This is a genomic window from Enterococcus sp. PF1-24 (assembly GCF_029893325.1).
GTDB lineage: Bacteria > Bacillota > Bacilli > Lactobacillales > Enterococcaceae > HY326.
Genome location: NZ_JARXWL010000005.1, coordinates 49,041 through 75,897, shown reverse-complemented (window position 1 = coordinate 75,897; position 26,857 = coordinate 49,041). Strand labels below are relative to the sequence as shown.

Annotated in this window: 22 protein-coding genes; 7 read left to right on the top strand and 15 right to left on the bottom strand. The window is 36.3% G+C overall.

Annotated elements, in window-relative coordinates; genetic code table 11:
* Positions 1-6 precede the first annotated feature (6 nt).
* The 3 genes from M2139_RS03575 to M2139_RS03565 are packed head-to-tail and all read left to right on the top strand — an operon-like array spanning position 7 to position 2,821.
* Positions 7-618, top strand: a complete 612-nt coding sequence (locus M2139_RS03575; protein WP_280737296.1) for an ATP-binding cassette domain-containing protein — start codon at positions 7-9, stop codon at positions 616-618.
* Complete coding sequence (locus tag M2139_RS03570) at positions 615-1,775, top strand: ABC transporter permease (protein ID WP_280737295.1); 1,161 nt, start codon at positions 615-617, stop codon at positions 1,773-1,775. The genes M2139_RS03575 and M2139_RS03570 overlap by 4 nt, the downstream gene beginning before the upstream one ends.
* Complete coding sequence (locus tag M2139_RS03565) at positions 1,772-2,821, top strand: hypothetical protein (protein WP_280737294.1); 1,050 nt, start codon at positions 1,772-1,774, stop codon at positions 2,819-2,821. Before M2139_RS03570 ends, M2139_RS03565 begins: the two co-directional genes overlap by 4 nt.
* Before the next feature lie 72 nt (positions 2,822-2,893).
* Here M2139_RS03565 and M2139_RS03560 read toward each other — a convergent pair whose 3' ends face one another.
* Entirely contained in the window at positions 2,894-3,181 is a 288-nt protein-coding gene (locus M2139_RS03560; RefSeq protein WP_280737293.1) for a hypothetical protein, read from the bottom strand.
* 205 nt (positions 3,182-3,386) lie between these two features.
* Between M2139_RS03560 and M2139_RS03555 the strand changes: the two genes are divergently transcribed.
* Positions 3,387-4,049 (top strand): GPP34 family phosphoprotein, encoded by a 663-nt coding sequence (locus M2139_RS03555; RefSeq protein WP_280737292.1) that lies wholly within the window; start codon positions 3,387-3,389, stop codon positions 4,047-4,049.
* Between the two features lie 63 nt (positions 4,050-4,112).
* On the opposite strand, the gene M2139_RS03550 is transcribed toward M2139_RS03555, so the two are convergent.
* From M2139_RS03550 to M2139_RS03535, 4 genes are all read right to left on the bottom strand, one after another.
* Positions 4,113-5,861 (bottom strand): carbon starvation protein A, encoded by a 1,749-nt coding sequence (locus M2139_RS03550; protein ID WP_280737291.1) that lies wholly within the window; start codon positions 5,859-5,861, stop codon positions 4,113-4,115.
* A gap of 263 nt (positions 5,862-6,124) precedes the next feature.
* The gene (gdhA, locus tag M2139_RS03545; RefSeq protein WP_280737290.1) at positions 6,125-7,465 is read right to left on the bottom strand and encodes an NADP-specific glutamate dehydrogenase; all 1,341 of its coding nucleotides are present in this window, start codon (positions 7,463-7,465) and stop codon (positions 6,125-6,127) included.
* A gap of 199 nt (positions 7,466-7,664) precedes the next feature.
* Complete coding sequence (locus tag M2139_RS03540; protein ID WP_280737289.1) at positions 7,665-8,378, bottom strand: DUF5131 family protein; 714 nt, start codon at positions 8,376-8,378, stop codon at positions 7,665-7,667.
* A gap of 23 nt (positions 8,379-8,401) precedes the next feature.
* Positions 8,402-9,292 (bottom strand): radical SAM protein, encoded by an 891-nt coding sequence (locus M2139_RS03535; protein ID WP_280737288.1) that lies wholly within the window; start codon positions 9,290-9,292, stop codon positions 8,402-8,404.
* Between the two features lie 176 nt (positions 9,293-9,468).
* Here M2139_RS03535 and M2139_RS03530 point away from each other — a divergent pair, with 176 nt between their 5' ends.
* Entirely contained in the window at positions 9,469-9,771 is a 303-nt protein-coding gene (locus tag M2139_RS03530) for a Dabb family protein (protein WP_280737287.1), read from the top strand.
* Between the two features lie 18 nt (positions 9,772-9,789).
* Positions 9,790-10,599, top strand: coding sequence for an MBL fold metallo-hydrolase (locus tag M2139_RS03525; protein ID WP_280737286.1), 810 nt, complete (start codon positions 9,790-9,792; stop codon positions 10,597-10,599).
* Between the two features lie 60 nt (positions 10,600-10,659).
* Here the strand turns inward: M2139_RS03525 and nifJ are convergent, their stop codons facing one another.
* Genes nifJ through M2139_RS03510 form a run of 3 tightly spaced genes read right to left on the bottom strand, consistent with a single transcriptional unit; the run spans position 10,660 to position 16,445 of the window.
* A complete protein-coding gene (nifJ, locus tag M2139_RS03520; protein ID WP_280737285.1) occupies positions 10,660-14,190 on the bottom strand; it encodes a pyruvate:ferredoxin (flavodoxin) oxidoreductase in 3,531 nt (1,176 codons plus the stop codon).
* A gap of 28 nt (positions 14,191-14,218) precedes the next feature.
* A complete protein-coding gene (gltA, locus tag M2139_RS03515; protein ID WP_280737284.1) occupies positions 14,219-15,616 on the bottom strand; it encodes an NADPH-dependent glutamate synthase in 1,398 nt (465 codons plus the stop codon).
* Complete coding sequence (locus tag M2139_RS03510; protein WP_280737283.1) at positions 15,609-16,445, bottom strand: sulfide/dihydroorotate dehydrogenase-like FAD/NAD-binding protein; 837 nt, start codon at positions 16,443-16,445, stop codon at positions 15,609-15,611. The genes gltA and M2139_RS03510 overlap by 8 nt, the downstream gene beginning before the upstream one ends.
* A 443-nt stretch (positions 16,446-16,888) precedes the next feature.
* Here M2139_RS03510 and M2139_RS03505 point away from each other — a divergent pair, with 443 nt between their 5' ends.
* Positions 16,889-17,509 carry a hypothetical protein gene (locus M2139_RS03505; protein ID WP_280737282.1) on the top strand — a complete coding sequence of 207 codons (621 nt, stop codon included), beginning with the start codon at positions 16,889-16,891 and terminating at the stop codon, positions 17,507-17,509.
* Positions 17,510-17,596: 87 nt separating this feature from the next.
* On the opposite strand, the gene M2139_RS03500 is transcribed toward M2139_RS03505, so the two are convergent.
* The 7 genes from M2139_RS03500 to M2139_RS03470 form a co-directional block, all read right to left on the bottom strand.
* A complete protein-coding gene (locus M2139_RS03500) occupies positions 17,597-20,296 on the bottom strand; it encodes a cation-translocating P-type ATPase (RefSeq protein WP_280737281.1) in 2,700 nt (899 codons plus the stop codon).
* 455 nt (positions 20,297-20,751) lie between these two features.
* On the bottom strand, positions 20,752-21,498 hold the full coding sequence (locus M2139_RS03495) for an ATP-binding protein (RefSeq protein ID WP_280737279.1): 747 nt from the start codon (positions 21,496-21,498) through the stop codon (positions 20,752-20,754).
* 22 nt (positions 21,499-21,520) lie between these two features.
* Positions 21,521-23,368 (bottom strand): LTA synthase family protein, encoded by a 1,848-nt coding sequence (locus M2139_RS03490; protein WP_280737358.1) that lies wholly within the window; start codon positions 23,366-23,368, stop codon positions 21,521-21,523.
* A 185-nt stretch (positions 23,369-23,553) separates the two neighbouring features.
* On the bottom strand, positions 23,554-24,378 hold the full coding sequence (gene nadE, locus M2139_RS03485) for an ammonia-dependent NAD(+) synthetase (RefSeq protein WP_280737278.1): 825 nt from the start codon (positions 24,376-24,378) through the stop codon (positions 23,554-23,556).
* A gap of 22 nt (positions 24,379-24,400) precedes the next feature.
* Positions 24,401-25,864, bottom strand: coding sequence for a nicotinate phosphoribosyltransferase (locus M2139_RS03480; RefSeq protein ID WP_280737277.1), 1,464 nt, complete (start codon positions 25,862-25,864; stop codon positions 24,401-24,403).
* A 177-nt stretch (positions 25,865-26,041) separates the two neighbouring features.
* The gene (locus M2139_RS03475) at positions 26,042-26,395 is read right to left on the bottom strand and encodes a DUF1827 family protein (protein WP_280737276.1); all 354 of its coding nucleotides are present in this window, start codon (positions 26,393-26,395) and stop codon (positions 26,042-26,044) included.
* A gap of 95 nt (positions 26,396-26,490) precedes the next feature.
* Complete coding sequence (locus M2139_RS03470) at positions 26,491-26,838, bottom strand: DUF1827 family protein (RefSeq protein WP_280737275.1); 348 nt, start codon at positions 26,836-26,838, stop codon at positions 26,491-26,493.
* Between the last annotated feature and the right edge of the window lie 19 nt (positions 26,839-26,857).

The following is a 26,857-nucleotide window of genomic DNA, read 5'->3' as shown; positions in this document are numbered from 1 at the left end:
TAACAAATGACAACAATTATAGAAATTTCTGGCATCAAGCAAATTCGCCAAACCCAGCTCCCATGTGAATTAAAAATTTCATTGGCTGCCGGTGAAGGCTTAGCTATTTTCGGTCCTAACGGTATTGGTAAGTCAACACTTTTAGATATCTTGGCAGGTATTTTACCTGATAAAACTGCTCAAATCACAATTAATGGTACCTTAGGTTATGCCATGCAAAAAGATGGCTTCTATAGCAACCTGTCTTGCAAAGACAATTTAATTTTAGAAGCGAATTACGCCCAAATTCCTAAAGCTGAGATTGCGACGGTTGTGGCGGAGTGTGCCGAACTTTTTGGCGTCACCCCATTTTTAAATAAAAAAGTCGCCAAACTCAGTGCTGGTATGCGGGGAAAATTAGCTTTAGCTGCCGTTTTTATTTGCCAGCCACAAATTTTATTAATGGATGAATCTTTCAACGCTTTAGATGAACAAACCGTGATTGATATAAAAAAAGTTTTAAAAAAGAAAAAACAAGATGGCTTAGCTTTACTTTTTGTTAGTCACAATCGTGAAGAATTTGAAGGATTATGCGAAAAAATGCTAACTTTTCCAGAACTAGAGGAATTTAGCCTATGAGATTTTTAGCTTTATTAAAAGGCGAATTTAAAAATAATCTCCGCCAAATACCAGTGCTGATTGTTTTTATCGGTTTATTTTTAAGCACTTTAGTAGCTGCCCTCCCGCTTCATCTATTTCAACGAGGCGCCACTTTAAGCGACTTGAAAATTGCGATTTCTTCTCCTAACCATACAGATGTTTTTCAACAAATGTTAAGCTTTATCCAACTAGATGAACATATTGCCGAAATTGAACTGTTAGAACCTGAAGAAGCCTTAACTTTAGTTGCTGATAAAAAAATTGATTTCTATTTAGCTTTTCCTGAAAATCTGGAAGAAGCTCTCTTTGAACAAGAAACAGCTACCATTGAAATGTATAGCAGTAACGCTTTATTTGGTAGTATTACTCATCAAATATTAACAGCTGCCGTTGATTCTTTAAATAAGCTTCAAAGTTCTTCTTTAACTTATTATCAAACTTTGAAGAAATCTGACTTATCTCGTAAAGAACGCCAGCAATTAACTCAAAATTTTGATTTGGAGTTAGTGCAATTAGCTTTAACTCGCGGCAATTTTTTACAAGTAAGCGAACAAATTCCCCAATATTATTTGCAAATGATTGCTTTACTACTTTTTTTAAGTTGTAGCATCATTAGCTGTTATTATGGCATCTTGATTTCCCGTCAATTACAGCAACAAGTTTTCCGAAAACTATTACTTTATCGCTATTCTTTACCACAAATTTGGTTAAGCAAGCTGTTGAATTGTCTACCTTTATTAATTCCAGTAATTGCTTTAATTGCTTGGTTTGCTAAACAATTAGCGCTGCCGATTCAGCTCAATTATTTGATTTTAGCAGCCGGCTTTTTAATGCTCTTACTGTTTACTATTGTAATTGCCATCACTTCATTATTAGGAAAAAATAGTAGTGTCAGCAATGTACTATTAGTCAATTTTGTCGTTTTGTTTAGTTTATTATTTTTAGGTGGGCTGATTTATCCCGCTTACTCGCAAAATTTTCAAATTACCGTAGGAAATCCAGCTTGGTTAACCCAAAGTTTAACTGAAATGGCAATTACTGGTGAAGCCCTTAGCTGGCTGACTTATCTGCCTTATGTCCTAATTATTTTAGGTTGTTTCTACTTAACGACTAAAAGTTGGAGGAAGAGCTTATGAGTCAAGTCCTTAAAATTTATCTTAAACAACTACGGTTCCATTTTTTGATTATTTTAGTTATCGTTGCCGCCCAATTGGCAATCAGTCACATGAATCAATTATTTTTAAACAGCAATACACCACCGACAGCTTTAGAGGTTTACGTTCAAGAACCCTCTAAAGCTAGTCAACAATTAATAAACAAGTTGCAAGAAAAAAATCAAGTGACCATTCAGCAAGTCAAAACCCTTGATTTAACTGACTTAAAAACTGAAAATATTCAAGGAATCTTGATAATCCCAGCCACATTTGCTGAAGATTTACTTACCGATAAAGAAAAAATCATTGAGTTACAACTAGCTCCCGGCATTCAAGATGCCACAGCTATTAAAGAGCTGATTAGCACGAATTTGATTCAGTTAAAAGCTGAACAACTACTTTCTGAAAATCTTGAAAAACAAGCTTTAACTGTTAAAAAAAGCCAAATTGCTCCTGAACTCTTGATTAACATTGACTATGTTGATCAAGTTCATGGCTCTTTAAACAAGCAAAAATTGCCGCTGAGCATTAGTAGTGTGCTTTTCCTAGTTGTCGTACTTTACGGAATTAGCTTTATTCCCAGCTTAGAAAATCGCCGATTACAAATGTACTCCCTTAAAAATTTAGTAAAATGCCAAGCATTAGCTGTTTTTAGCTTACTGATTTTGTGGTTAACGGCTTTAAGCTTATTTTTACTAGGCGCTAATTTCTTTTTACAGGCCGATTATGGCGTGAATCAATTATTGCTACTACTAGCTTTGCTTTTTTATACTTTCAGTCTCAGCTGGTTCATTGTTAATTTAGGCGGACAAAAAATCGCTAGCTTCCTCTTTATTCCTTGGTTGCTATTAAATATGACTTTAGGGGGAGGTTTGTGGAATATGCCCACCTCTCAAACTTGGCTGCAACCTTTTTTACCAGTTGCTTTGGTTTTAACGCAAAAATTAAGTACCTTAATTTTTTTAGGTAGTCTTTTTCTGATTGGTAATTGTGGCTTGTTGATGGTTAAGAAAAACAGAAAATTATAAAGAATGCGATAAAAGTTTAGAAAAAGCTTTTATCGCATTCTTTATAATTTTATTGTGCATGTTTCTTTTTTTCTAAAAATAATCAGAAAAACCATCAATTGTTTCGCCGTCATAATAGCGTAGCAGTTCGGCTAAAGTAAAATCAGTTGCAACTTCATCCGTGTTTTCTGGTTTATGAGCTTCTCGATAAGCGGCATACTTTTCAGCCAATTGGCGATAGGCTTCTTGCAGTGAAAAACCTTCACCAGTTAAAGTCGGAATTTCACGAAGATAGACTGTATAGTGCGGCTTGTCTTCAGTCATTTCAACAGGCAATTCAACTACTGATAAATTCAACTCCGTAAATATTTCTTTATACATTATTTTCTCCAATCATCGCTCTTAATAACCAAATTATATCATATTTAGCAATGAGACTTTATTGAAAAACCTTCATAAATCGCTAGTTTTTACAACCTTACAGTTTTGTAGGATACTAAGCCTTTTTGTAAGTATTTTTTCTTGCAAAAGTTCAATATAATGAACTCAACAAATAAATTTATATTAAGAAAAGGAAGTGTTCTTTATGAACTTAGCACTTAGTCAAAAAATAACTTTACTTACATTAAAACCAAACGGAAAAAACTTTTTAGATAAAGAGCTTGCCCAAATAAATATTTTAGCGGCAGCCCTTTATGATTTAAAAAGTAGCCAACATATCGACATTGATAAAAGTTCTTTTACTATCTTGAAAGAAAATCTTGATGATTCACTGATTTTCTTAACACCACTTTTTGAAACTTTGAAAAATTTGAAAAAGAAAAAACTAAAACAATTAACTAATTCTTTCAATTTTTCACTTACAAATAAACCTGGCAATCAATTAGTAGCTTCCTTGAAAGCTTCATTAGTTGAAAATAATCTAGCTACTTCTGATGTTAAACAAAGCTTATTAGGAAAAGAAAAAACGATTGTCTTACCAGAAACATCGCAACAAGAAATGCTTGTTGCAGAAATCAAAAATTCATTGACTACTTCACAAATAGCAGAAGATGAACTGATTTTATTAGCTCTTTTTACTAGTAGTCGTTTAGCGAAAAACTATTTCAACTCTGAAGAAATGAAAACTGCTAAAAAAGTAATCAAAACTTATAAAGACAACACCTCTTACCAATCAATTAAAACGATTATTGATTATCATGAAGCAACAGTTGCAGCAGCAATTGTCGCTGCAACTGTTCAAGTATAATTTCGTTACAACAAAAAAGTTTTAGCACCACTTCCAATTTGAAGTGGGCTAAAACTTTTTTTATTAAGCAACTTTTTCTTCAGTGCCTTTAACTTCTTTTTTAGTGTGCAATTCCATTAAACATTTCGTCGCGACTAAAACGCCTAACGCCAGTAAAGCAATTGCAAAGAATAGCTGTAAACCATCAGATAAAACAACAAATTGACCAACAACTGCTTCTTTCGGAATTAAAACAGTATAACTTGTTGCGCCGAAAAGTTTAATAACTGATTTATAAACAGACATTGATAATGCTGTAAAAGTTACTGCTAACATAAAGTACATTGGGATATAAAACATTACACCACTACGTTTAGTTGTTTTCAAGAAAACGGCAATGGCAATCATCACTAACGCTGCTAACAACTGATTAGCTGAACCAAATAACGGCCAAACACTGTTGTAGCCACCTTTTGAAAGAACATAACCACAAATTAAAGTTACTACGGTTGCCACATATTTATTAGTTAATGCTTTGGCAATTGGATTTTGGCTTTCTTTTTCTTCAGTAAAGAATTCTTGCAATGCCATCCGACCGATACGAGCAACTGAATCCAATGAAGTCAGTGCCAATGCTGAAATACACATGGTCATAAAGGCTTGCGCGATATTCGTTGGTAAACCAAACTTCGTTAAGAAACCAGCGACAGAACTAGAGAAAATTTGAAATGGTGTGCCTTCTGGTAAATAGCCACCTTTTGAAACCGCACCAGCTACTACTAAAGCCGCTACTGCTAACACACATTCTGCCATCATCGCACCATAACTAACAGGGCGCATATCTTTTTCATTACGAATCTGTTTTGAAGAAGTTCCTGATGACACTAAACTATGGAATCCAGAAACAGCCCCACAAGCAATCGTGATAAATAAAATTGGGAACAAGTATTCAACCGTACCTGTAGCCGCATTTTCAATAGCAAAGCCATTAAACACGTTTAACTCCATTGTTGGGTTACTAATTAACAAGCCGACAACCGCGGTTACAATCATCCCTAATAGCATATACGTGCTTAAAAAATCCCGTGGTGCCATCAAAAGCCACATTGGCGTTACCGAAGCTAAAAACAAGTAAACAAAAACAATAATTAACCAGGTATCTTTGCCAGTGAAAATCGGAAAAGCAATCCCTAAAGCTAAAGTCCCTAACAACAAGACAATCGCCACAGCATGCATCGCTAAACCTTTCAATTTGAATTTCTTCATTAAAATCCCTAAAACCATCGCTGTTAAAATGAAAATCATTGAAATTGATGCCGCTGAAGCATTGGCGGTATTAACCGATTCTGCGACACCAACTGTTTTACCATTAAATGTATTAGCTACAATATCGCCAAAAGCAGCAATCACTAATAGTGAAAATAACCAAGAAAACAGTAAAAATAATTTTTTGCCGGTTTTACCAATATAACGCTCAATAATTAAACCAATTGATTTTCCTTCATTTTTAACGGAAGCATACATCGCTCCAAAATCATGAGCTGCTCCGAAGAAAATACCACCAACGACAATCCATAAAAAGGCCGGCAGCCAGCCAAATTTAGCTGCGATAATCGGTCCGGTAACCGGTCCAGCACCTGTAATTGATGAAAACTGATGGGAAAATACCACGGAAGCTGGTTCCGGTACATAATCCACGCCATCCTCATAAGTATAAGCTGGGGTTTTGGCATTGCGGTCAATCCCCCACTTCGTTTCTAACCACTTCGAATACACAAAGTAAGCTGCGATAAAACAAATAATTGCGATAACTAATAAAAGTACACCGCTCATTTTTTCTCCTCCTTTTAATCTAGCTGAAAAATTGTAAGCTTCATCAGCTTTTCAAATGAAAAACACTATCACATTTTCAGATAATTTTCTTAACAACAATAATTATTTTTCATAATTCTTATTTAACACTTTTTTTAAGGAAAAGTAAACAGTTAATTTTAAATTTTCAGAAAATTCTAATTTTTAAATAACCAGAAAAAAGCATCCAAGTAATCATTTTACTTGGATGCTTAAAATAATTTTCTATCTTAAAAAGCTGTTTTTTAAACCAAACCTTGCGCTAACATCGCTTTGGCAACTTTTTTAAAGCCAGCGATGTTGGCACCCATTAATAAATTATTTTCATTGCCAAATTCAGTAGCGGTTTGACGACAAGTGTGATAAATATTTGCCATAATCGTATCTAAGCGTTGATCAACTTCTTCAAAAGTCCAACTTAAACGTTGACTATTTTGGCTCATTTCTAAAGCAGAAACCGCAACACCACCCGCATTGGCTGCTTTACCAGGACAGTAAACGACTTTGTTTTCAGCTAATACTTCAACCGCTTCTAAAACAGTTGGCATATTAGCTCCTTCAGCAACAATTTTCACGCCATGCTTCACTAAGTTTTCAGCATGAGCTACTTGAATTTCATTTTGGGTAGCACAAGGTAGCGCAATATCGCAACTTCCTGCATGAGCCCAAACGCTTCCTTCATGATATTCTGCACTTGGTCGTTGTGCTTTATAAGCTGTTAAACGTTCTCGCTTAACTTCTTTAATTTCTTGCAACAACGGTAAATCAATGCCTTCAGGATCATAAATGTAGCCACTTGAATCAGAACAAGTTACAATTTTTGCCCCTAGCTCTTGGGCTTTTTGAATGGCATAAATCGCTACATTACCGCTACCTGATACAAAAACGGTTTTATCTTTAAAACTATCGCCTTGATCAGCTAACAAATGCTTCACATAATAAACCAAACCATAACCAGTCGCTTCTGTTCGACCTAAACTCCCACCGAAATCAAGCCCTTTGCCGGTTAAAACGCCAGCATCAACTTCTCGTAAACGGCGATACATTCCATACATATAACCAATTTCACGTCCACCAACTCCAATATCTCCCGCAGGAACATCTAGTGAGGGACCGATATGACGATGTAATTCCATCATAAAACTTTGACAAAAACGCATGATTTCACTATCTGATTTACCTTTAGGATCGAAATCACTACCGCCCTTACCACCACCAATTGGTAGGCCAGTTAGGCTATTTTTAAAAATTTGTTCAAATCCTAAAAATTTCAAAATACTTAAATTGACAGTTGGATGAAAACGTAAACCACCTTTATATGGACCAATTGCCGAATTAAACTGCACGCGATAACCACGGTTGACTTGCCAAGCACCGGCGTCATCTTGCCAAGGAACACGGAACTGAATCACCCGTTCAGGTTCAACAATCATTTTCAATACATTTTCATATTCAGAATGTTTCTCTAAAAACGGTGCTAGAGTTGGCAATAATTCATCAATAGCTTGCAAAAATTCAGTTTGGTCTGCATCTTTCTCATGTAGCTTACTTTGTACTGCTGAAATCATTTCTGTTGCGTTTGACATAAAACAACCCCTATTCCTAATTTTTAGTTCCTAACAAAATTAGAAAAGACTTTCCTTTTCTGATTTTAAATTAAGATTTGATGATTAAATTTTATTCTTATTTTAATAATTTGTCAAATGATTCTGAAAATTTCCGCAACTTTTTCAATATTTCTAACTAACGGTTTATTAACACAAAAAGCCCATTGATTCTGCAAAATCAATGAGCTCGCCAGTTAATGTCCGCTTTTTTAGCTTGGGCAGTTAGCTGTTTATAGGTTAAATGATAGATTTTTTCATCTTTAATAAAATTAGTTCCACATTGACGAAAATCAAAATTCACATTTTGGCGGATACATTGCTCTCTAATATCCAACACCCACTGATAATCTAAGGGCCGCGCCGCTTTATGATATTCCCCGCCAACAATAACTTCTGCCATTCCTGGTAAATATTCTTCCAGTTGAACCGCTTCAATTAAAGGCTGACAAATCACACTTTTCTTCTTAATAGGTAAGGTTTGAAAAAATGCTAAGCGTTGCTCAACTTGCTGCTGATTTTCCACTGAACAGCCAATTTGCACATTTTCATAACCAGTTTGCCAATCATCAGGAATCACTTCATAGAAACGCTCAATTCGCTTTGTTAAAAAAATAAACTGTAAATCTTGCCGCTCTTTTATCATTTGCCAACAAGCAGGCCGCCAATCATCGGCTTCTTCAATAAAGAAATCACTGGAAAAACAAACAAAAACTTTTCGACCTGCGGGAATTTTATATACTCCATTAACTTTTTTGACAGGCGCATCAAACTGAGGCAATTTAACAATTTCATTGGTGTTCATTTTACGTTTTTGGTCTCCTTGATGAACATAACAGAACTTACAGCCTTCACTGACCCGCCGACAGCCCCGCCACGGATTCCACATCGCCATTTCACTACCTCTTCTCTACGTAATTAAAACAGGCTGAGTTGTTGCCCACTGCCTTTTTCTTTATAAGCATAAATAATATCCGACATCTTCGTTAACAAGCCATAGCGTTGACATTCAGCATTTAATAAAGCTTCATATTCTTGACGATACGGCGTTTCACAAACATAGTTATCTCCATAAACAGCTTGATATTTTTTCACTAAACTAGGATTTAAAGCCGCTAATTTTTCGTAAAAATATTCTCGCTGACCTTCCCGTAAAGTCATGCCATACATGGAATAAACAAATTTCGCTTGGCTTTCATAAGCCATCCTTACAATATTTTTAACTTCTTTTTCAGTATCTGTGATAAAAGGCAGCGTCGGCGTCAGTAAAACACCCGCAAAAACGCCCGCTTGACTTAATTCCTTAATCGCTGCAAAGCGTTTTGAACTAACCGCTACGTGGGGTTCGATTTTCCGAGAAATTTCATCGTCGCTTGAAATGATTGATAATTTAATAATTCCGCCTGAACGTTGACTAATTTCCCGCAAAATTTCTTTATCCCGCACAACTAAATCGCTTTTCGTCGCTAAAGCTACCCCAAAACCTAAATCTCGCAATGACTCTAAGCTTCTTTGAGTTACTTTTAAACGTTTTTCAAAAGGATTGTAGCTATCAGACATCGCACCAATTCCAACAATGCCTTTGCGCCGTTTAGTCGTTAATTCTTGATTTAACAGCAAATTGGCATCTTGTTTAACTCGGACACGGTCAAAATCTTCAATTCCGTAAACGCTACTACGGCTATCGCAATAAATACAACCATGGTTACAGCCCCGATATAAATTCATATTATAATCAATGCCAAACCACATATTGCCGTGATTAAATTTTTGCAAAATCTGCTTAGCAGTAATCTCTTCAATTTTCATCTATTCATCCTTTTATCCCTGAAATTTTTGCTGCTCTTTCATCTATCATAGCAAATATTTCCACGGACTAAAAGCAGCTTTTAACTAGTTTGCTCTTTCCTTTAAAATTTCAACTTGTCTTACTTCTTTCCCTATGAGAAAATGGCTCTAACACAAAAATTAGGGAGTTGATTTTAATGATTCGTCATATCGTCACTTGGAATTTTGCTAAAGATTTAACCACCACCGAAAAAACGCGTAATGCTCATCTTATGAAAACTGAACTGGAAGCGTTGCTTAAAATTGTTCCGGGTATCCTTTCTTTAGAAGTTATCACCGAAACTTTGCCTAGTAGCAACTGTGAAATTGCCTTATATAGTTCATTTGCAAGTATTGAAGCGTTAGCTGCTTATCAAATTCATCCCGAACATCAGCGGGTAAGTCAAATGATTGGTAACTTCTTAACAAATCGGACTTGTCTTGATTTTATTGAAGAATAAATTTTTAAAGGAGTCGCTATGAAATTAACCGTTTTAGTTGATAACAATGTTTATATTGACCATTATTATTTAGGCGAACCGGCATTGTCATTTTGGATTGAAGACGGGGATGAAAAAATTCTTTTTGATACTGGTTATAGCAATTGCTTCATTGAAAATGCTGAAAAATTAAAAATTGATTTATCACAAGTTTCTACACTGGCCCTTTCTCATGGTCATAATGACCATACTGGGGGTTTACCATTTTTCAATCAATATTTGAAAACTACTAAGCCTAAATTAGTTGCTCATCCACAAGCTTTTTTTCCAAAACAAGCGGTAGAAGGGTCTATTGGCTCGCCACTTTCTTTAGCTGAGTTGGCAGATAATTATCAGTTGCAACTAAGCACTGCTCCTGTTCAACTTTCTGAAAATATCCTCTTTCTTGGGGAAATTCCGCAATTGGTTGACTTTGAGCCGCGGCAACAAGTCGGGGAATATCAAGCTGCTGAAGCTTATCAGCCCGATTATGTTTTTGACGATTCGGCATTGGTTTTTACCGGTAAAGCAGGTCTTTACATCATTACTGGCTGCTCTCATAGCGGAATTTGTAATATTTGTGAGTACGCTAAACAAGTTACCGGTCAAACTAAAATTGCTGGCGTGATTGGTGGATTTCATCTTTTTGAAGAAAATACTCAGTTACAAGCAACGATCAATTACTTTAAAGAAAACCAGATTGAAATACTTTATCCTTGTCATTGTGTTTCCTTTTTTGCGAAATCAGCGATTCATCAAGAAATAGCAATTGGTGAAGTGGGCGTTGGTTTAACGCTTGAATGGCAGTAAAACTTAATTAACTAAAATAAACGACTAGCAACTCAGCTGCTAGTCGTTTATTTATATCAACTATTTTTTACTTGCTAAATCTTTATAGCCTTCTGTCCGTTCAGTCATTTCTTCAACGGTTTCGTTTAACATTTCGGTAACTTCTTCGCTGTCTTTCTTCACATTATGAAGGGCAGAGAAACGCGTTTCTTTGGTTAAGAAATCATTCATCATGCTGTAATCAGCTTTCTTGAAGTCCATTCGCATTGGCTCTTTACCTTTTTCAGCTTGACGAGGGTCAAAGCGATAAAGTTGCCAGTAACCAGATTCAACTGCCAATTTGGCTGCTTCCACTGATTGTGTCATACCGCCTCTAATACCGTGGTTAATACATGGAGTATAACCAATAATCAAAGAAGTTCCTGGATAAGCTTCTGCTTCCGCAATAGCTTTCAAAGCTTGTGCTGGATTGGCTTCAATTGAAATTTGTGCAACATAAACATCTTTATAAGTCATGGCAATCATACCAAGATCTTTTTTCTTACGAGATTTACCACCAGCCGCAAATTTAGCAATTGCCGCATGTGGTGTTGCTTTCGACATTTGACCACCGGTGTTAGCGTATAATTCGTTATCCATAACAAAGATATTCACATCTTCACCACTAGCTAATACATGATCAATTCCGCTAAAGCCAATATCATAAGCCCAACCATCACCACCAATAATCCATTGGCTTGGTTTTGCAAACATATCTTTATCAGCTAAAACAGATTGTAGTAATTCATCGTCTTCGGTTGCTAAAATCGCTGCTAATTTAGCTGCTCGTTGTTGTGTGCCTTCACCATCATTACAATGCTCTAACCAATCTTGTAATTGTAATTTAGTATCTTCGCTGCCAACACCAGTTGCTAAAGCTAACTCAATTTTAGTTGCTAAGCGATTGCGTTTTGTTTGGTTCGCTAAATGCATGCCTAAACCATATTCAGCATTATCTTCAAACAGTGAATTACTCCACGCAGGACCTTGACCACATTCGTTAGTTGTATATGGTGCCGCTGGAGCAGAACCACCCCAGATTGAAGAACAACCGGTTGTATTGGCAATCATCATGCGATCTCCATAAAGCTGTGTTAACAATTTAATGTAAGGTGTTTCCCCACAACCTGCACAAGCCCCTGAAAACTCTAGTAATGGTTTTTCAAATTGAGAACCTTTAACAGAGAATTTCTTAACTGGATTAGCTTTTTGACGTAATGTCATGGCAAATGCCCAGTTTACAGCTTGTTCTTTTTGAGCATCGTAAGGTTTCATAACTAAAGCTTTTTCTTTAGCCGGACAAACTTCTACACAAAGACCACAGCCTGTACAGTCTTCTAAAGAAACTTGAATACGATATTTCAAACCATCAGCGCCACGCATATCACGCACGATAAAGCCTTCTGGTGCTGCTTCCATTTCTTCGTCATCAGCAAGGAATGGTCGAATAGCCGCATGTGGACAAACAAAAGCACATTCATTACACATGGTACATTTATCTGAAATCCATTCAGGCACTTCTAAAGCAATTCCGCGTTTTTCATAAGCCGCAGTTCCGTTTGGAATCACGCCACCTAACATGCCATTTTCAATTAAATCGTTGACAGAAAGTTGATTCCCTTCTTGACGATTAATTGGGTCTAAAATATTTTGAATAAATTTAGGACGATCTGTATCAACAGGTTTTGGCGCATCTAACTCTAAAGTTGCCCAGTCAGCTGGGATTTCAATTTTAACTAATGAGTTGAAAGTTTCATCAATTGCTTGCCAGTTACTTTCAACAATCTTCATTGATTTTTTACCATAAGCGGTATTTACTTCGTCTTTTAATAATGGTAAAAATGTTTCGCGATCCATAATATCAGTTACTTCAAAGAACGCGGCTGACATGACAGTATTAATTCTACGGCCTAAACCTAATTTTTGAGCAATTTCCATCCCATTAATAATGTAGAAATTAATATTATGTTGACCTAAATAGCGTTTCAAACGGTTAGGCAATAAACGTAAAACTTTATCTTTATCCCAAACGGTATTTAATAGGAAGGTTCCGCCATCTTTTAGCCCTTTCAACAAATCATATTGATGAATATAAGCTGCATTATGACAACCAATAAAGTCCGCTCCTTCAACATTATAAATGGAACGAATCGGTTCTTTACCAAAACGTAAATGAGAGACTGTCAAACCGCCTGATTTTTTAGAATCATAGGCAAAATATGCTTGAGCGTAATCATCCGTGTTATTTCCGATAATTTTAATCGCTTGTTTATTGGCACCAACTGTACCATCTGAACCAAAGCCCCAGAATTTTGCTTGAAAAGTTGATTCAGGGGTTAAATCTAACACTTCAGTCATTGGTAATGATAAATGTGTCACATCATCATTAATACCAATAGTAAAGCGCATTTTCATTTCGTTAGCAGGTAATAATAAATGATCATAAACTGCTACGATTTGATCTGGGGTTACATCTTTAGAGGCGATACCATAACGACCACCAATCACAATTGGACGATTAATATGACGATATAGGACGCTTTGAACATCTAACAGCAATGGTTCACCATCTGAACCAGGTTCTTTTGTACGGTCTAAAACAGCTACTTTTTCAACTGTTGTTGGTAATTTTTCTAATAAGTTTTCAGCTGGGAATGGACGATATAAATGAACGTTAATAAAACCAACTTTACGGCCATTGGCATTTAAATAATCCACTGTTTGCTCGATTGTCGGTCCAGCAGAACCCATTGCAATAATGACTTCTGTTGCTTCTGGATCACCATAATAAGTTGTTAAATCATAATTTGTGCCCCGTAAATCATTAATTTTGCCCATATATTTTTGAACAATTGCTGGCATTTCATCATAAAACTTATTAACTGTTTCTCTTTGTTGGAAATGAATATCAGGATTTTGCGCAGTTCCTGATGTATTTGGACGATTGGGGTTCATCCCTTGTTGACGAAATTCTTCTAAAGCTTGCCAGTTAACCATGGCTTTTAAATCATCATAATCAATCACTTCAATTTTTTGCAGTTCATGACTTGTTCGGAAACCATCAAAGAAATTCATAAATGGTAGTTTACCTTCTACACTAGCTAGGTGAGCTACCGCTGATAAATCCATTACTTCTTGAACACTTGATTCTGCCAACATACAAAAACCCGTTTGACGAGCAGCCATTACGTCACTATGATCACCAAAAATACTTAAGGCATTGGTTGAAACCGTTCTTGCTGCTACGTGAAAAACAGTCGGTAACAATTCGCCGGCAATTTTGTACATATTCGGAATCATTAATAATAATCCTTGGGAAGCCGTATAAGTCGTTGTCATTACACCCGTTTTTAAAGAGCCGTGGACAGCACCCGCTGCACCAGCCTCCGATTGCATCTCAACAACGTTTACCGTTTCACCAAAAATGTTTTTGCGTCCGTGCTCTGCCCATTCATCTACTACTTCCGCCATTGTTGAGCTAGGCGTAATAGGATAAATAGCCGCCACTTCTGTAAAAGCATATGAAATATGTGCCGCTGCAGTATTACCATCCATTGTTTTCATTGTTTTCATCCTGCTATTTCCTCTCTTGCTTTTGATTTTATGCTTTTTTACTTTGAATATATTGATCGATTTCTTTTGCGGCTACTTTACCTGCCCCCATGGCTAAAATAACTGTTGCTGCTCCAGTTACAATATCCCCACCAGCATAAACTCCTGGAATTGAGGTTGCGCAAGTTTCTTCATTAGCATCGATATAACCCCACTTATTCAATGCTAACTCAGGAAAAGTATCTAAAAGAACTCGATTTGCACCCTGACCAATTGCTTCAATTGCGGTATCAGCCTCAATAATGAACTCACTACCTGGAATCACTACTGGGCGACGGCGACCAGAATCATCTGGTTCACCAAGTTCCATTTTAACACATTTTACAGCTTTCAACTGACCTTGACCGTTGTCAATATATTCGATTGGATTAGTTAACCAACTATAGTCAATTCCTTCTTCAACCGAATGATGGTACTCTTCTGCTCGGGCTGGCAATTCTTCTAAAGAACGACGATAAACAACCGTTACGTGCTCTGCCCCTAAGCGTCTTGCTGAACGCGCAGCATCCATGGCAACATTTCCGCCACCGATTACTACCACGTTTTTAGATTTTTGCACAGGCGTATCATATTTAGGGAACTGATAGCCTTTCATTAAATTAATCCGTGTTAAATATTCACTAGAAGAATACACTCCATTTAAAGAAGTGCCAGGAATCCCCATAAAGTTTGGTGCTCCTGCTCCTACTGATAAATAACAAGCATCATAATCAGCTAAAATTTCATCCATTGTAATGGTTTTACCAACTACCACATTGGTTTCAATTTTTACCCCTTGTGCTTTAATTTGATCAATTTCTTTTGCTACAATTGTCTTCGGTAAACGAAACTCTGGAATACCGTAAGTTAAAACGCCACCAGCAGCGTGTAAAGCTTCATAAACAGTCACATCATAACCAAGCTTTGCTAAATCACCAGCTGCGGTTAAACCTGAAGGACCTGAACCAACAACAGCAACTCGACCTTTATCCAAAACATGCTCTTTTTCTTCAAGGGGTTGCTCTAACGCCCAATCAGCTACTAAACGCTCTAGTTTACCAATTGCAACCGGTTCAAATTTTTTCGAACGGCCTAAACGGCATACCATTTCACATTGTTTTTCTTGTGGGCAAACCCGACCACAAATAGCTGGTAAATTCGTATATTTACTTAACACTTCATGAGCTTTCGGTAAATCATCATCTTCAATCGCTTTAATAAAGCCAGGAATATCAACCATTACCGGACAATTTTGAATACAAGGAGCATTTTTGCACTGTAAACAACGGCTCGCTTCTAAGCGGCCTTCTTCTAAAGTATAGCCTAAAGCCACTTCTTCAAAATTATGACTACGAATCTCCGGATCTTGTTCTCTCATAGGAGTTTGCGTATAACTACGTTTAGCCATTTGACTTCACCTGCTTTTCATATGCTTCATTAGCAATTTCTTCTTCAACGTGATATTGTTTCATGCGGTTAATAAATTCATCCCAATCAACCTCTGCACCTAAAAATTCCGGTCCATCAACACAGGCAAATTTAGTTTTGCCAGCAATCGTCACCCGACACCCGCCACACATCCCGGTTCCATCAATCATAATCGGATTTAAAGAAACAAAAATCGGCACATTGTATTTTTCAGCAGTTAGATTACAGAATTTCATCATGATACTCGGGCCAATGCTCCAAGCCATATTAATTGTTTCTCTTTGAAAAACTTCTTCCATCGCTTGCGTAACTAAACCCTTTTGACCTAAAGAACCATCATCAGTCATTAAAATTAATTCATCAGAGTACTTAGCGCACTCTTCATGCAAAATCAGTAAGCTTTCATTTTTGGCACCTAAAATTGTGATGACCCGATTACCAGCTTGTTTAAGCGCTTTAACAATTGGGAATAAAGCCGCAATCCCAACGCCACCGCCAACTAGCATCACCGTACCATAATTTTCAATATCGGTTGGTTTGCCTAATGGGCCTACTATATCACTTAGCGAATCGCCAGCCATAATCGTTGCTAACTGCGCAGTTGATTTACCAATCACTTGGAAAATTAAGCGAACTAAGCCTGCTTCCGGGTCAGTATCAACAATCGTCAACGGAATCCGTTCACCAGCCTCATCAATTCTTAAAATCACAAATTGACCTGCCCGAGCCTTTTTAGCAATTAAGGGAGCTTCTACTAATATTTCAAATTCAATGGGAGCTAACTCTTTACGATCAACAACTTTAAACAAAAGGGTCACCTTCTTTTTCTATAAATTTATCTGTTAATTAATTCTTTAAAAAGCTATCTCTTATTAAGAATAATTACAATTAATATCATTCGTTAATTTGTCCGAAAAATTTCTTTCATCAAATTATAATAATTATAACAGATTTACATCTGATGTGAAGAAGAATTATAGTAATTATTACCATTTTTTTCAAGTTTTACCACTTTTCAGTTAAAAAGACTTAAAAATATCTCGATATAAAGAATAATTAATATTAAATGATAATTATAATAAATATCCTCAGTCTTTTTTGACCATTCCTATACGATAATTTTCAAAACTCGAAAAAATATCTATCAAAATTGACACACAGATTTCCAAAAAATAACGTATACTAAAATTGTCAAATATTCTTTGGAGAACGTCTTGCTATAAGTTAGTTATTTAAGAGGAGGGGTAAGTTTATGAAAAGAAAACATTTTATCTATTTCTCTGTCATCTTCTTTATTCTTGGATTTTTCTTTTTGTCATTCGGATTTTATCAAAAACAGACACAAGAGTTCGAAATTAAGCAGCTTTCTATTGAAGAATTTTCAAAAAGTGAAATTGGAATTTTGGAAAACTTAAAAGTAGAAGAAGCAAATTCCCTGTATGCCTTCAGCATTACTAGTAACGACCAACAGCCAATTTACGTAGAATTATCTCGCAAAAGAGTCTTTCACAGTCAAAGCTCAACGATTCCTGAAGAAGTTTTTCTCACTTATCCTACCGATTTATCTTCAAAAAAATTCCCAACAGAAGTTCAACTTTGTATCTGCCAGCAACCACAAGGAATAACTGAGTTTTTAACCACACCCCAAGTCAGTAACAGCCCAGTTCGTTCTTCTGGCGATTTAGACAAAAAATATTTTTGCTTCATTCCCAACAACTCTACTGTGATTCGGAAAACCAGCAGTATTGGTTATTGTATTTTCACTAACGATAAAAACATTATCAAAAAAGCTACGCAAGACAATCTGCAAAATTTAATTTCTGACAAAGATGTGGCCTTTGAATATAAAATTAGCGTCACTAAAAAATCATAGTTAAAGAAGCACCACTCAAACAATGCAAAAAAACTCAAGGAACAGCTTTTCAACAGTTCCTTGAGTTTTTGCTATATTAAACTAATTTTATTCTCTACCCATGCTTCGTTGAACAGCTTTCACTACTTCAACAATTGGGATAATCGCAAAGGATGAGCCTACAACTGTTGCCCATTGATAAAGGTCTAAATGTGAAACCCGGAAAATATCATTTAAACCAGGAACTAAGATAATCACGGCCATTAATGCAAAGGAAAGTAAAATCGCTGCGTTAAAGGCTTTATTAAGGAAAGGACCGACTTTAAATAATGATTGGTGAATTGATTTCACGTTGAAAGCATGGAACAACTGCATTAAACCTAATGTTGCAAAACACATTGTCAAGGCATCTGCATGTTGTAAAACTTCTAACTTAGTAGCTGCTGTATTAGCAAGTGTATGAACTGGGAACTCAAGTGCAAACCAGTAAACAAACAGTGTAATACCGCCTTCTAAAATCCCTTGATAAATAATACTGCTTAATACACCACCAGAGAACAAGTTAGAGTTACGGCCACGAGGTTTGTGTTTCATCAAATCTTTTTCAGCTGGTTCCATCCCTAAAGCAATCGCTGGGAAAGTATCGGTTACTAAGTTAATCCATAATAAATGAATTGGTAATAACGTATCCCAACCAAGTAAAGTAGCAATAAATAAAGTTAATACTTCACCTAAGTTAGCAGCCAATAAATATTGAACAGTTTTTTGAATGTTAGAGAAGACTTTACGACCTTCTTCTACAGCTACAACGATTGTTGCAAAGTTATCGTCGGCTAATACCATATCAGAAGCACCTTTGGAAACTTCTGTTCCGGTAATCCCCATACCGATACCAATATCTGCTTGTTTTAATGATGGTGCATCATTAACACCGTCACCAGTCATCGCTACTACTTTACCTTCTTGTTGCCAAGCTTTTACAATCCGAACTTTATGTTCAGGTGAAACGCGGGCATAAACAGAGTAATTTGGAACAACTTTTGCAAATTCTTCATCAGATAATTCATTCAACTCAGCACCAGTTAAAACACCAGCGTCGTTATCCGCTTCAATAATACCTAAACGAACAGCAATCGCTTTGGCAGTATCTTTGTGGTCACCAGTAATCATAATCGGACGAATACCAGCATCTTTAGCCATCCGGACAGCTTCCGCAGCTTCTTTACGCTCTGGGTCAATCATCCCTACCAAACCAGCAAAAACTAAATCATTTTCTAACGTTTCTGTAGCTAATTCACTTGGAATGGCATCTACATATTTATAAGCCATTGCTAAAACCCGCAATGCTTGTTGTGCCATATCCGTATTGTTGAATAAGATTGCTTCTTTTTCTTCAGTAGTCATCGCTACTTCTTGACCATTTAATAATACGCGGTTTGCTCGTTGTAATAACACATCTGGCGCACCTTTTACAGCAACTAAATATTTGCCATCAGCCATTTGATGAATAGTACTCATCAATTTACGATCTGAATCAAATGGTAATTCAGCTACCCGTGGTTCAGTTGCAACTACTTTATCAACATCAAAGTCATGGTTTAAACCATATTGCACTAAAGCCGTTTCAGTTGGATCACCAATTAATGAACCATCTTGCGCCCGTTTAGTATCGTTGGCGTAATTCATCACTTTTAAAGCCATGTTATCAGCCGCAATTGCTTCATCAGCTGAATGTTGTTTGTTGTCATAATACATTTTTTCAACAGTCATTTGGTTTAAAGTTAAAGTACCTGTTTTATCTGAAGCGATAATATCAGTACTACCTAAAGTTTCCACCGCTGGCAATTTACGAATAACTGAATTACGTTTTGCCATAACTTGTGTACCTAAAGCCAAGATAATTGTTACAATCGCTGGTAGGCCTTCAGGAATCGCGGCAACTGCTAATGAAATAGAAGTTAATAACATATCAACAGCAGAAGTACCATTAACTGCAGTCCCTACAATAAACATGATAATTGCAATTACGATAATTGCAATTGTTAAGAATTTACCTAATTGGTTTAAGTTGTTTTTTAGTGGTGTTTCTGTTTCGTCGGCTTGCGCTAACATGTTAGCAATCTTACCAACTTCAGTGCTCATCCCAGTGTTAACAACGACCCCTTTACCGCGGCCATAAGTAACGTTACTGTTAGAATAAGCCATATTGATACGATCACCAATACCGATATCTTCAACATCTAATACGGTAATTGTTTTTTCTACGGGAACAGATTCACCAGTTAAAGCGGCTTCTTCAATTTTCAATGAAGCAGCTTCAATCAAACGTAAATCAGCAGGAACAACATCCCCAGCTTCTAATAAAACAATATCCCCAGGAACTAAATCTGTACTTTTCACAGATAAAGTATGTCCATCTCGCAAAACATTGGCATTTGGCGTAGACATTTTTTTCAAGGCTTCAATGGCTTGTTCTGCCTTAGACTCTTGGAAAACACCCATAATCGCGTTAATCACAACAACTAGTAAAATAATTGCTGAATCGACAATTTCATGAGAAACAACAGCAGAAATAATTGCCGCTACTAAAAGAACGATAATCATGAAGTCTTTAAATTGTTCAAAAAACTTAACAACCATGCTCTTCTTTTTACCTTCTTCTAATTCGTTGTGCCCAAACTCATTTAATCTTTTTTGTGCTTCAGCATTCGTTAAACCTTCTGCTGATGAATCAACTGCTTGGAAAACAGCATCTTCAGTTTGTGTGTAAAAAGCCTGTGTTACTTGAGATTTTTTTTCTTCTGACAAAACTTATTCCTCCTTTTTAACTAGTAAGCGGAAAATGCCATTACCTTTTTAGCATTTGCGGCTAAATGATTTTGAAAAACGTAAATATTTCACGCTTTTCCCTTAGAACTTTGCTACTCTGGCTACTTCATTTCGAATATTTACGAAAAAAAATAGACCTGTGTATGTTTCAAAAAAACATACATAAGTCTCACCGTTTAATATAGCACCAGAAATTGCTTTCAGTCTTGGTGATGCTATCACAGCTATCGCTGCCAGTTACTCCCTCATGAAGTAGCTATTCAATTCTACAAGAATCATTGTACCAGTTTGCGCTAGTTACTGCAATCATTTTGTGGAAGTTTCTGCAAAAAATCATAATCTTTTTCTTAGTTGGTCTAAAAAACTAGTCATAGGAAATTGTTTTTCAGCATTTCCTATGACTATTACCTAAATTGAATAGCTATTTCAATAGACTATTGTAGGCTTTTCTGCCAAAAATCCTCCGCTGTTCCTTGTTCCATCCCCATAATAAATTTTTGGCGGACATCACTGTAATCAACCGCAATATTTTCCACGAATTTTTTAATTTCTTCCCGCTTGGTCTTTTTATCAACTGGACAAGGGTTAAAAATCACCGGCAATTCTTCTCGTTTAACAATGCTTTTAATTTCTTTTTCTTCTATATAAATTAGCGGGCGAATTAAATGCAATTCAGTTTTCGATAAGTAACTAATCGGTTCAAAGCTGTTCATTTTACCATGGAATAAAAAATTCATAAAATATGTTTCAATCGCATCATCTAAATGGTGCCCTAAAGCCACACTTTGACAATTCAATTCTTTAGCGCGGGCATATAAATAACCCCGGCGCATTTTTGCGCATAAAGAACAAGGCGAACGCTCCGCTCGAATATCAAAAACAATTTTGGCAATATCGGTTGGAACAACCTCTAACTGATAACCCAACTCCGCCACAAATGCTTGTAAAGGTGCCAGCTCCATCTCAAAGCCCATATCTAAGCAAATCGGCACCAATTCAAAATCAAAACCTAATCGTTGTTGGCGACGAATGGTATCTAGTAAATAAAACAAGGCGGTGCTATCTTTGCCCCCACTCATACCTACCGCAATGCGGTCGCCAGCTTTAATCATGCCGTGATTTAAAATTGCCCGACGCATCGGATTGTAGAAACGTTGGTTATCTTTTTTCTTAAATGCCATTACTTATTTCACTCCAGCTTTTTTACTTGTCGTTAGGGGCATCAAAAAAATGTGCCGCTAAACTATATTGTTTCCCTGATAAAATATCATATTGAATTAATTGATACTCTTGATAAATTGCTAATTGTTCTTGCGTTAAATTCAGATTTTCCTGCCACTTAGCCTCTTGATAATACAAACCTTGTTCAAAAGCCGGCAATTCCTGCTGCAATGCTAATAACAGCTGATAAAAACCACTACTGTTAACGGCTGTTTGCTGAAAAAGGTCCGCCGAAAAATAACAAGGACTAGTTATCGCTTGCTGTTCTTTCGTCTGAGTTAAAATTCCTTTAGTATCCCACATTAAAAATTCCGTTTCATGTAATTTATGACCTTGATTGGCAGCTTGAATCTCTTTTGAATAAATTCCAGGAAGATGGTCCCCCCAAAAAACAACTAAGACGCGTTCATCTATTTGTTGCAACTCAGTCATAAAATTTTTCAAAGCTTCAGCGCTATAAGCAATATCTTGCAAATAATTCGCTAATGAATTGTTATTATCATTGCCACTAACTAAATAATCTAACTGCTCATACTTATCCCCATAAGGCATATGGGTTTGCATCGTCACTAAATGAACAAACTGCGGGTCAGCGCTTTGCTTCAACAAATCAAGGATTTCTTGATAAGCAGCTTGGTCGGAAATATATTCGTTGTTGGCGATTTTATCCGTGTGCTGCATGCTGTCTTCATCCAGAAATTGTTGAAAACCTAATTTTTGATAAACATCTTGGCGTTTATACATGGAAGTATTGTAAGGATGAATCGCAGTTGTTTGATAGCCTTGATTCCCTAAAAAAGAAACGACAGAAGGCAACTCTGGTAAATCAGAAACTAGCATCGTATAAGGTGTGGTCATTTGGCCGTTCATCAATTCCATTGAAAAACTAGTTAACGCTTCAAATTCAATATTCGCCGTTCCGCCACCATAGTTTTGCGACAGCATTTTCCCGCTATAAGTTTGCTTAGCTAACTGAAAATAATCAACTAGTGGCTCACCTTTGACAGTAATGCCATTTAAAGCACTGGGGTCGGAAAAACTTTCACTCATAATATAAATAATATGGGGCTGTTCCGCTGCCTTTTGCTGTTGATTTACAGTCGTAGCTTGTTGCTGATACTTTGCAACGATTTCTTCAATCGCAGTTTGTGAATACCCCGCTGGTTCGTTCATGGCTTCAACATTTAAATTATATAAAAACCCCCCGATAAAACCGACGTTATAGTAATTCATCTTTTGGCTATAAGGAATCCATAAAGCGGTTTGATTATAAGCTTTTCGCAAAAGATTGTTTTCATCATTAAAACTACCAACATAAAATAGTAAGCTGGCGCATATTGCGAAACTAAAAACCCGCACCACTTGCCATTTTTTGCTTAAGCGTAAACTGCGGACAAAAGCATAAAGTAATAAAGCGGCCGCAATTAATATGATGATTAGCAGAAAAACAAAAGGCCTGGTGCCAACTAAATCTTTCAACATGCCAAATTCCGTAATCATTTTTAAATCATCAGGATAAATTGGTTCTTCCCGATAGGCCATTTTTAAATAGTCCGCATAGCCTAAAATCCCGATGCTACAACTATAAAAAAGCATTCCCACCGTAAACGAACCACTAAAAGTAATTAGCAATAACAATAGCACTAGTAGCACACTACAACCTAAAAAGAATTTTGCTACATGCCAAGAAAAAGCAAATTTAATCGCCAAGTCTAAGGAATGGTCATTCTGACTCCATTGCAAATACAAATTACTAATAAGCACCACAGCCAAAATAGCTAAAATTTTTATTAACAGCTGCCAGGGGAAACTTCTATTTTTTTCTTTCATTTTTTCGATTATCTTTTTCAACCAACTATCTCCAACATTTATTTATAAGACTGAGTTTAATTTTAAACCACTGTCGTAGTGTTTTACAAGTCAAGCAACTATTTTTTATCAAAATAAATTAAAAAAAGCCTGAACAGTTAGTTTGCTAAATTGCTAAAAACTAACTGCTCAGCCTTTTAATTATTTTATTTCCAGAAATCATCAAAAATCGTAATAGGTAAATGGCGTTTGTGTTGCCCTTTGTGCCACCAATTTTCAATGGTTTGTTGCGCTGTCGCTGAAACGTTTTTGCCTTCTAAATAATCATCAATTTCTGCATAAGTCACACCTAAAGCGACTTCGTCAGCAATTAATGGTTTATCATCTTCCAAATCAGCGGTAGGAATTTTTTCATACAAAGCTTTAGGGGCAGCTAAAGCTTGCAACAGCTGTCTACCTTGGCGCTTATTTAAACGAAAAATGGGTAAAATATCAGCACCGCCATCGCCAAATTTAGTGAAGAAAGCTGTAATATTTTCAGCTGCGTGATCTGTGCCAATCACAGCTCCACGTTTTTCACCAGCAATAGCATATTGAGTAATCATGCGTTGGCGAGCTTTAATATTACCTTTATTAAAATCACTAATTGCTACGCCAGCTTCTTGTAAAGCGGCCACTTGAGCATCAACTGCGGCTTTCACATTAACCTGCAATTCTTGATCCGCTTGAATAAAAGCTAAGGCAGCTAAGGCATCCACTTCATCCGCTTGTTCGCCGTAAGGTAACCGCACCGCGATAAATTGATAGGCAGCATCGCCCGTTTCTTCTCGCAATTCATCAATAGCGATTTGCGCTAAACGGCCAGCTAAAGTGGAATCTTGCCCGCCACTAATGCCTAAAACAAAAGTTTTCAAAAAAGGATGCTTTAATAAGTAAGCTTTCAAAAAATCGACACTTTTACGAATTTCTGTTTGCGGATCAATTACCGGCTGTACACCTAATTTAGCAATAATTTCTTGCTGTAAAGTCATTTTCACGCCTTCCTTCTGCTGATCAATTTAATTCAGAAACTTGTTTACGAACTTTTTCGATTAATTTCATCTTGTGGTTCCAACAATCCGTCGATAAATCAACTGGATATTTTTGCGGATTTAAATCCCGTTTATATTCATCCCATAGAGAGCTTAAATTATCGTTGGTATATTGTTTTATTTCATCTAAAGTTGGCAATTGATAAACTAATTGACCATCCCGATAAATTTCTTGTAAAACTGGCCGAGCATCAAAATCAGTCACGGTTTTATTAATAAAGGTATGGACAGGGTGGAACATAAAAATTTCATCTTCCACGCGGGGATTTTCATCCCACAAAGTCACATAATCCCCTTGTGATTTACCGTCTGATTTACGGGTGATGCGCCAAACTTGTTTTTTACCTGGCGTACTGACTTTTTCTGCATTACCAGAAAGTTTAATGGTATCTACCATTTCGCCATCTTTATTTTCAATTGATACTAATTTATAAACTGCACCTAAAGCCGGTTGATCGTAAGCCGTGATTAATTTAGTTCCTACACCCCAAACGTCAATCGCTGCTTTTTGCATTTTTAAGTTTAAAATAGTGGCTTCATCTAAATCATTAGAAGCATAGATTTTCGCATCAGGATAACCAGCTTCATCTAATTGTTCACGGACTTTTTTAGAAATGTAAGCCATATCTCCACTGTCGATACGGACACCTAAGAATTTAATTTTATCTCCCAGCTCGTTAGCGACACGAATCGCATTTGGCACGCCAGAACGCAAAGTATCATAAGTATCCACTAAGAAAACACAATCTTCATGGGTTTTAGCATAAGCCATGAAAGCATCATAATCATTACCGCAAGCTTGAACTAACGAATGAGCATGAGTGCCACTAGCAGGAATGCCGAAAATTTTAGCAGCTCGAACGTTACTGGTGGCATCGGCGCCACCGATATAAGCTGCTCGTGTTCCCCAAATCGCTGCATCCATTTCTTGTGCCCGCCGTGTACCAAACTCTAGCAAAGGATCATCGCCAACAATTGATTTAATTCTAGCAGCTTTGGTAGCAATTAAGGTTTGAAAATTAACCACATTTAATAAAGCTGTTTCCACTAATTGACAATGAGCTAAAGGTCCTTCAACTTGAACTAATGGTTCGTCGTTAAAAACAATTTCTCCTTCAACGGCTGAACGGACGGTACAGGCAAATTTGAAGTTACGCAAATAATCTAAAAAATCTTCTGAATAGCCCATAACCTCACGTAAATAAGCTAAATCACTTTCTGAAAAAGTTAAATTCTCTAAATAATTAACAACCCGCTCTAAGCCAGCAAAAATCGCATAGCCATGATTAAACGGCATTTTGCGGAAATAACATTCAAAAACCGCATGGGTATCTGCGCGACCTAAATCAAAGTAAGTCTGCATCATATTAATTTGATATAAATCGGTGTGTAAAGTTAAACTATCATCAGCAAAAATTTTATTCATCTTCCTTGCTCCTTTTTGATAAAAATAAAAGAATCTCTGTTATTTACAATGAACATTTTTAGCGCTAAATTACTTTTTTATCCACCTCAATTATACCATAATACAGAAAATATTCATGAAAACTTACTGTGTTTTATGAAAATCCTATTCAGAATTGGCATTTTTCGCAGAAATCGCCTAAACTGCTACTTTATTTTTTTGAACGACAATAAAATCTTTCGCTGAGAAAAACAAACCTTCGGCTGCCATCTTCTCTAAAACATTTTCTAAATAGACATATTGCTCGTTTTTTTCATCTGCTAGCAATTGCTGACAAATAAAATCAACTTCATTTTTGCGGATTTTACGATTTTTATTAAACAAGACTAAGACCTCTGCATCAAAAGTATCAACTTTTAAAATAGTTGTGCGGTCTAATGTGTAAATTTCATAAGTATTAATTTGAATATCACGAAATAAATAGGAACAAATAATCGGATAAACATGACGTAACGCAACAGTGGTATTTAACGGGCTTTTGATTAATTTCATAGCAATTTCCTCCACAAGTTTAGTGCCTGTTATTAAGCAGTTTCCTTGGAAATATTTTATCAAAGGAAGAGGTTTCTACAAAATATAACGCTCTGCTACCTGTCTTTTTCAATCATAATGATATCTTTACAAGCTTTATTAAATTTTATAGCTTGCACTTTTAATAATTTAGGTGTGTTTACAGAAATAATAACTTCTTCTCTGGTCGCATTTAAAAGTTTACGCAAGACAAAATCAATTTCATTTTTCGCAATTTTCCGCTTCGTATTCACCATCAGCACCAGTTCTTTATCAAATAAATCAACATAAATAATTTGATTGCGGTCTAGCGCATAAATTTTATAGAATTTGATAGCACTTTTTTCAAAAAGGAAAGTACTAATTTTAGGATAAATGGTTTCTAAATCTAAATTAGATTGAATCGGGGTTTCAACTAACTTCATATCAAATCACGCTCCTTAT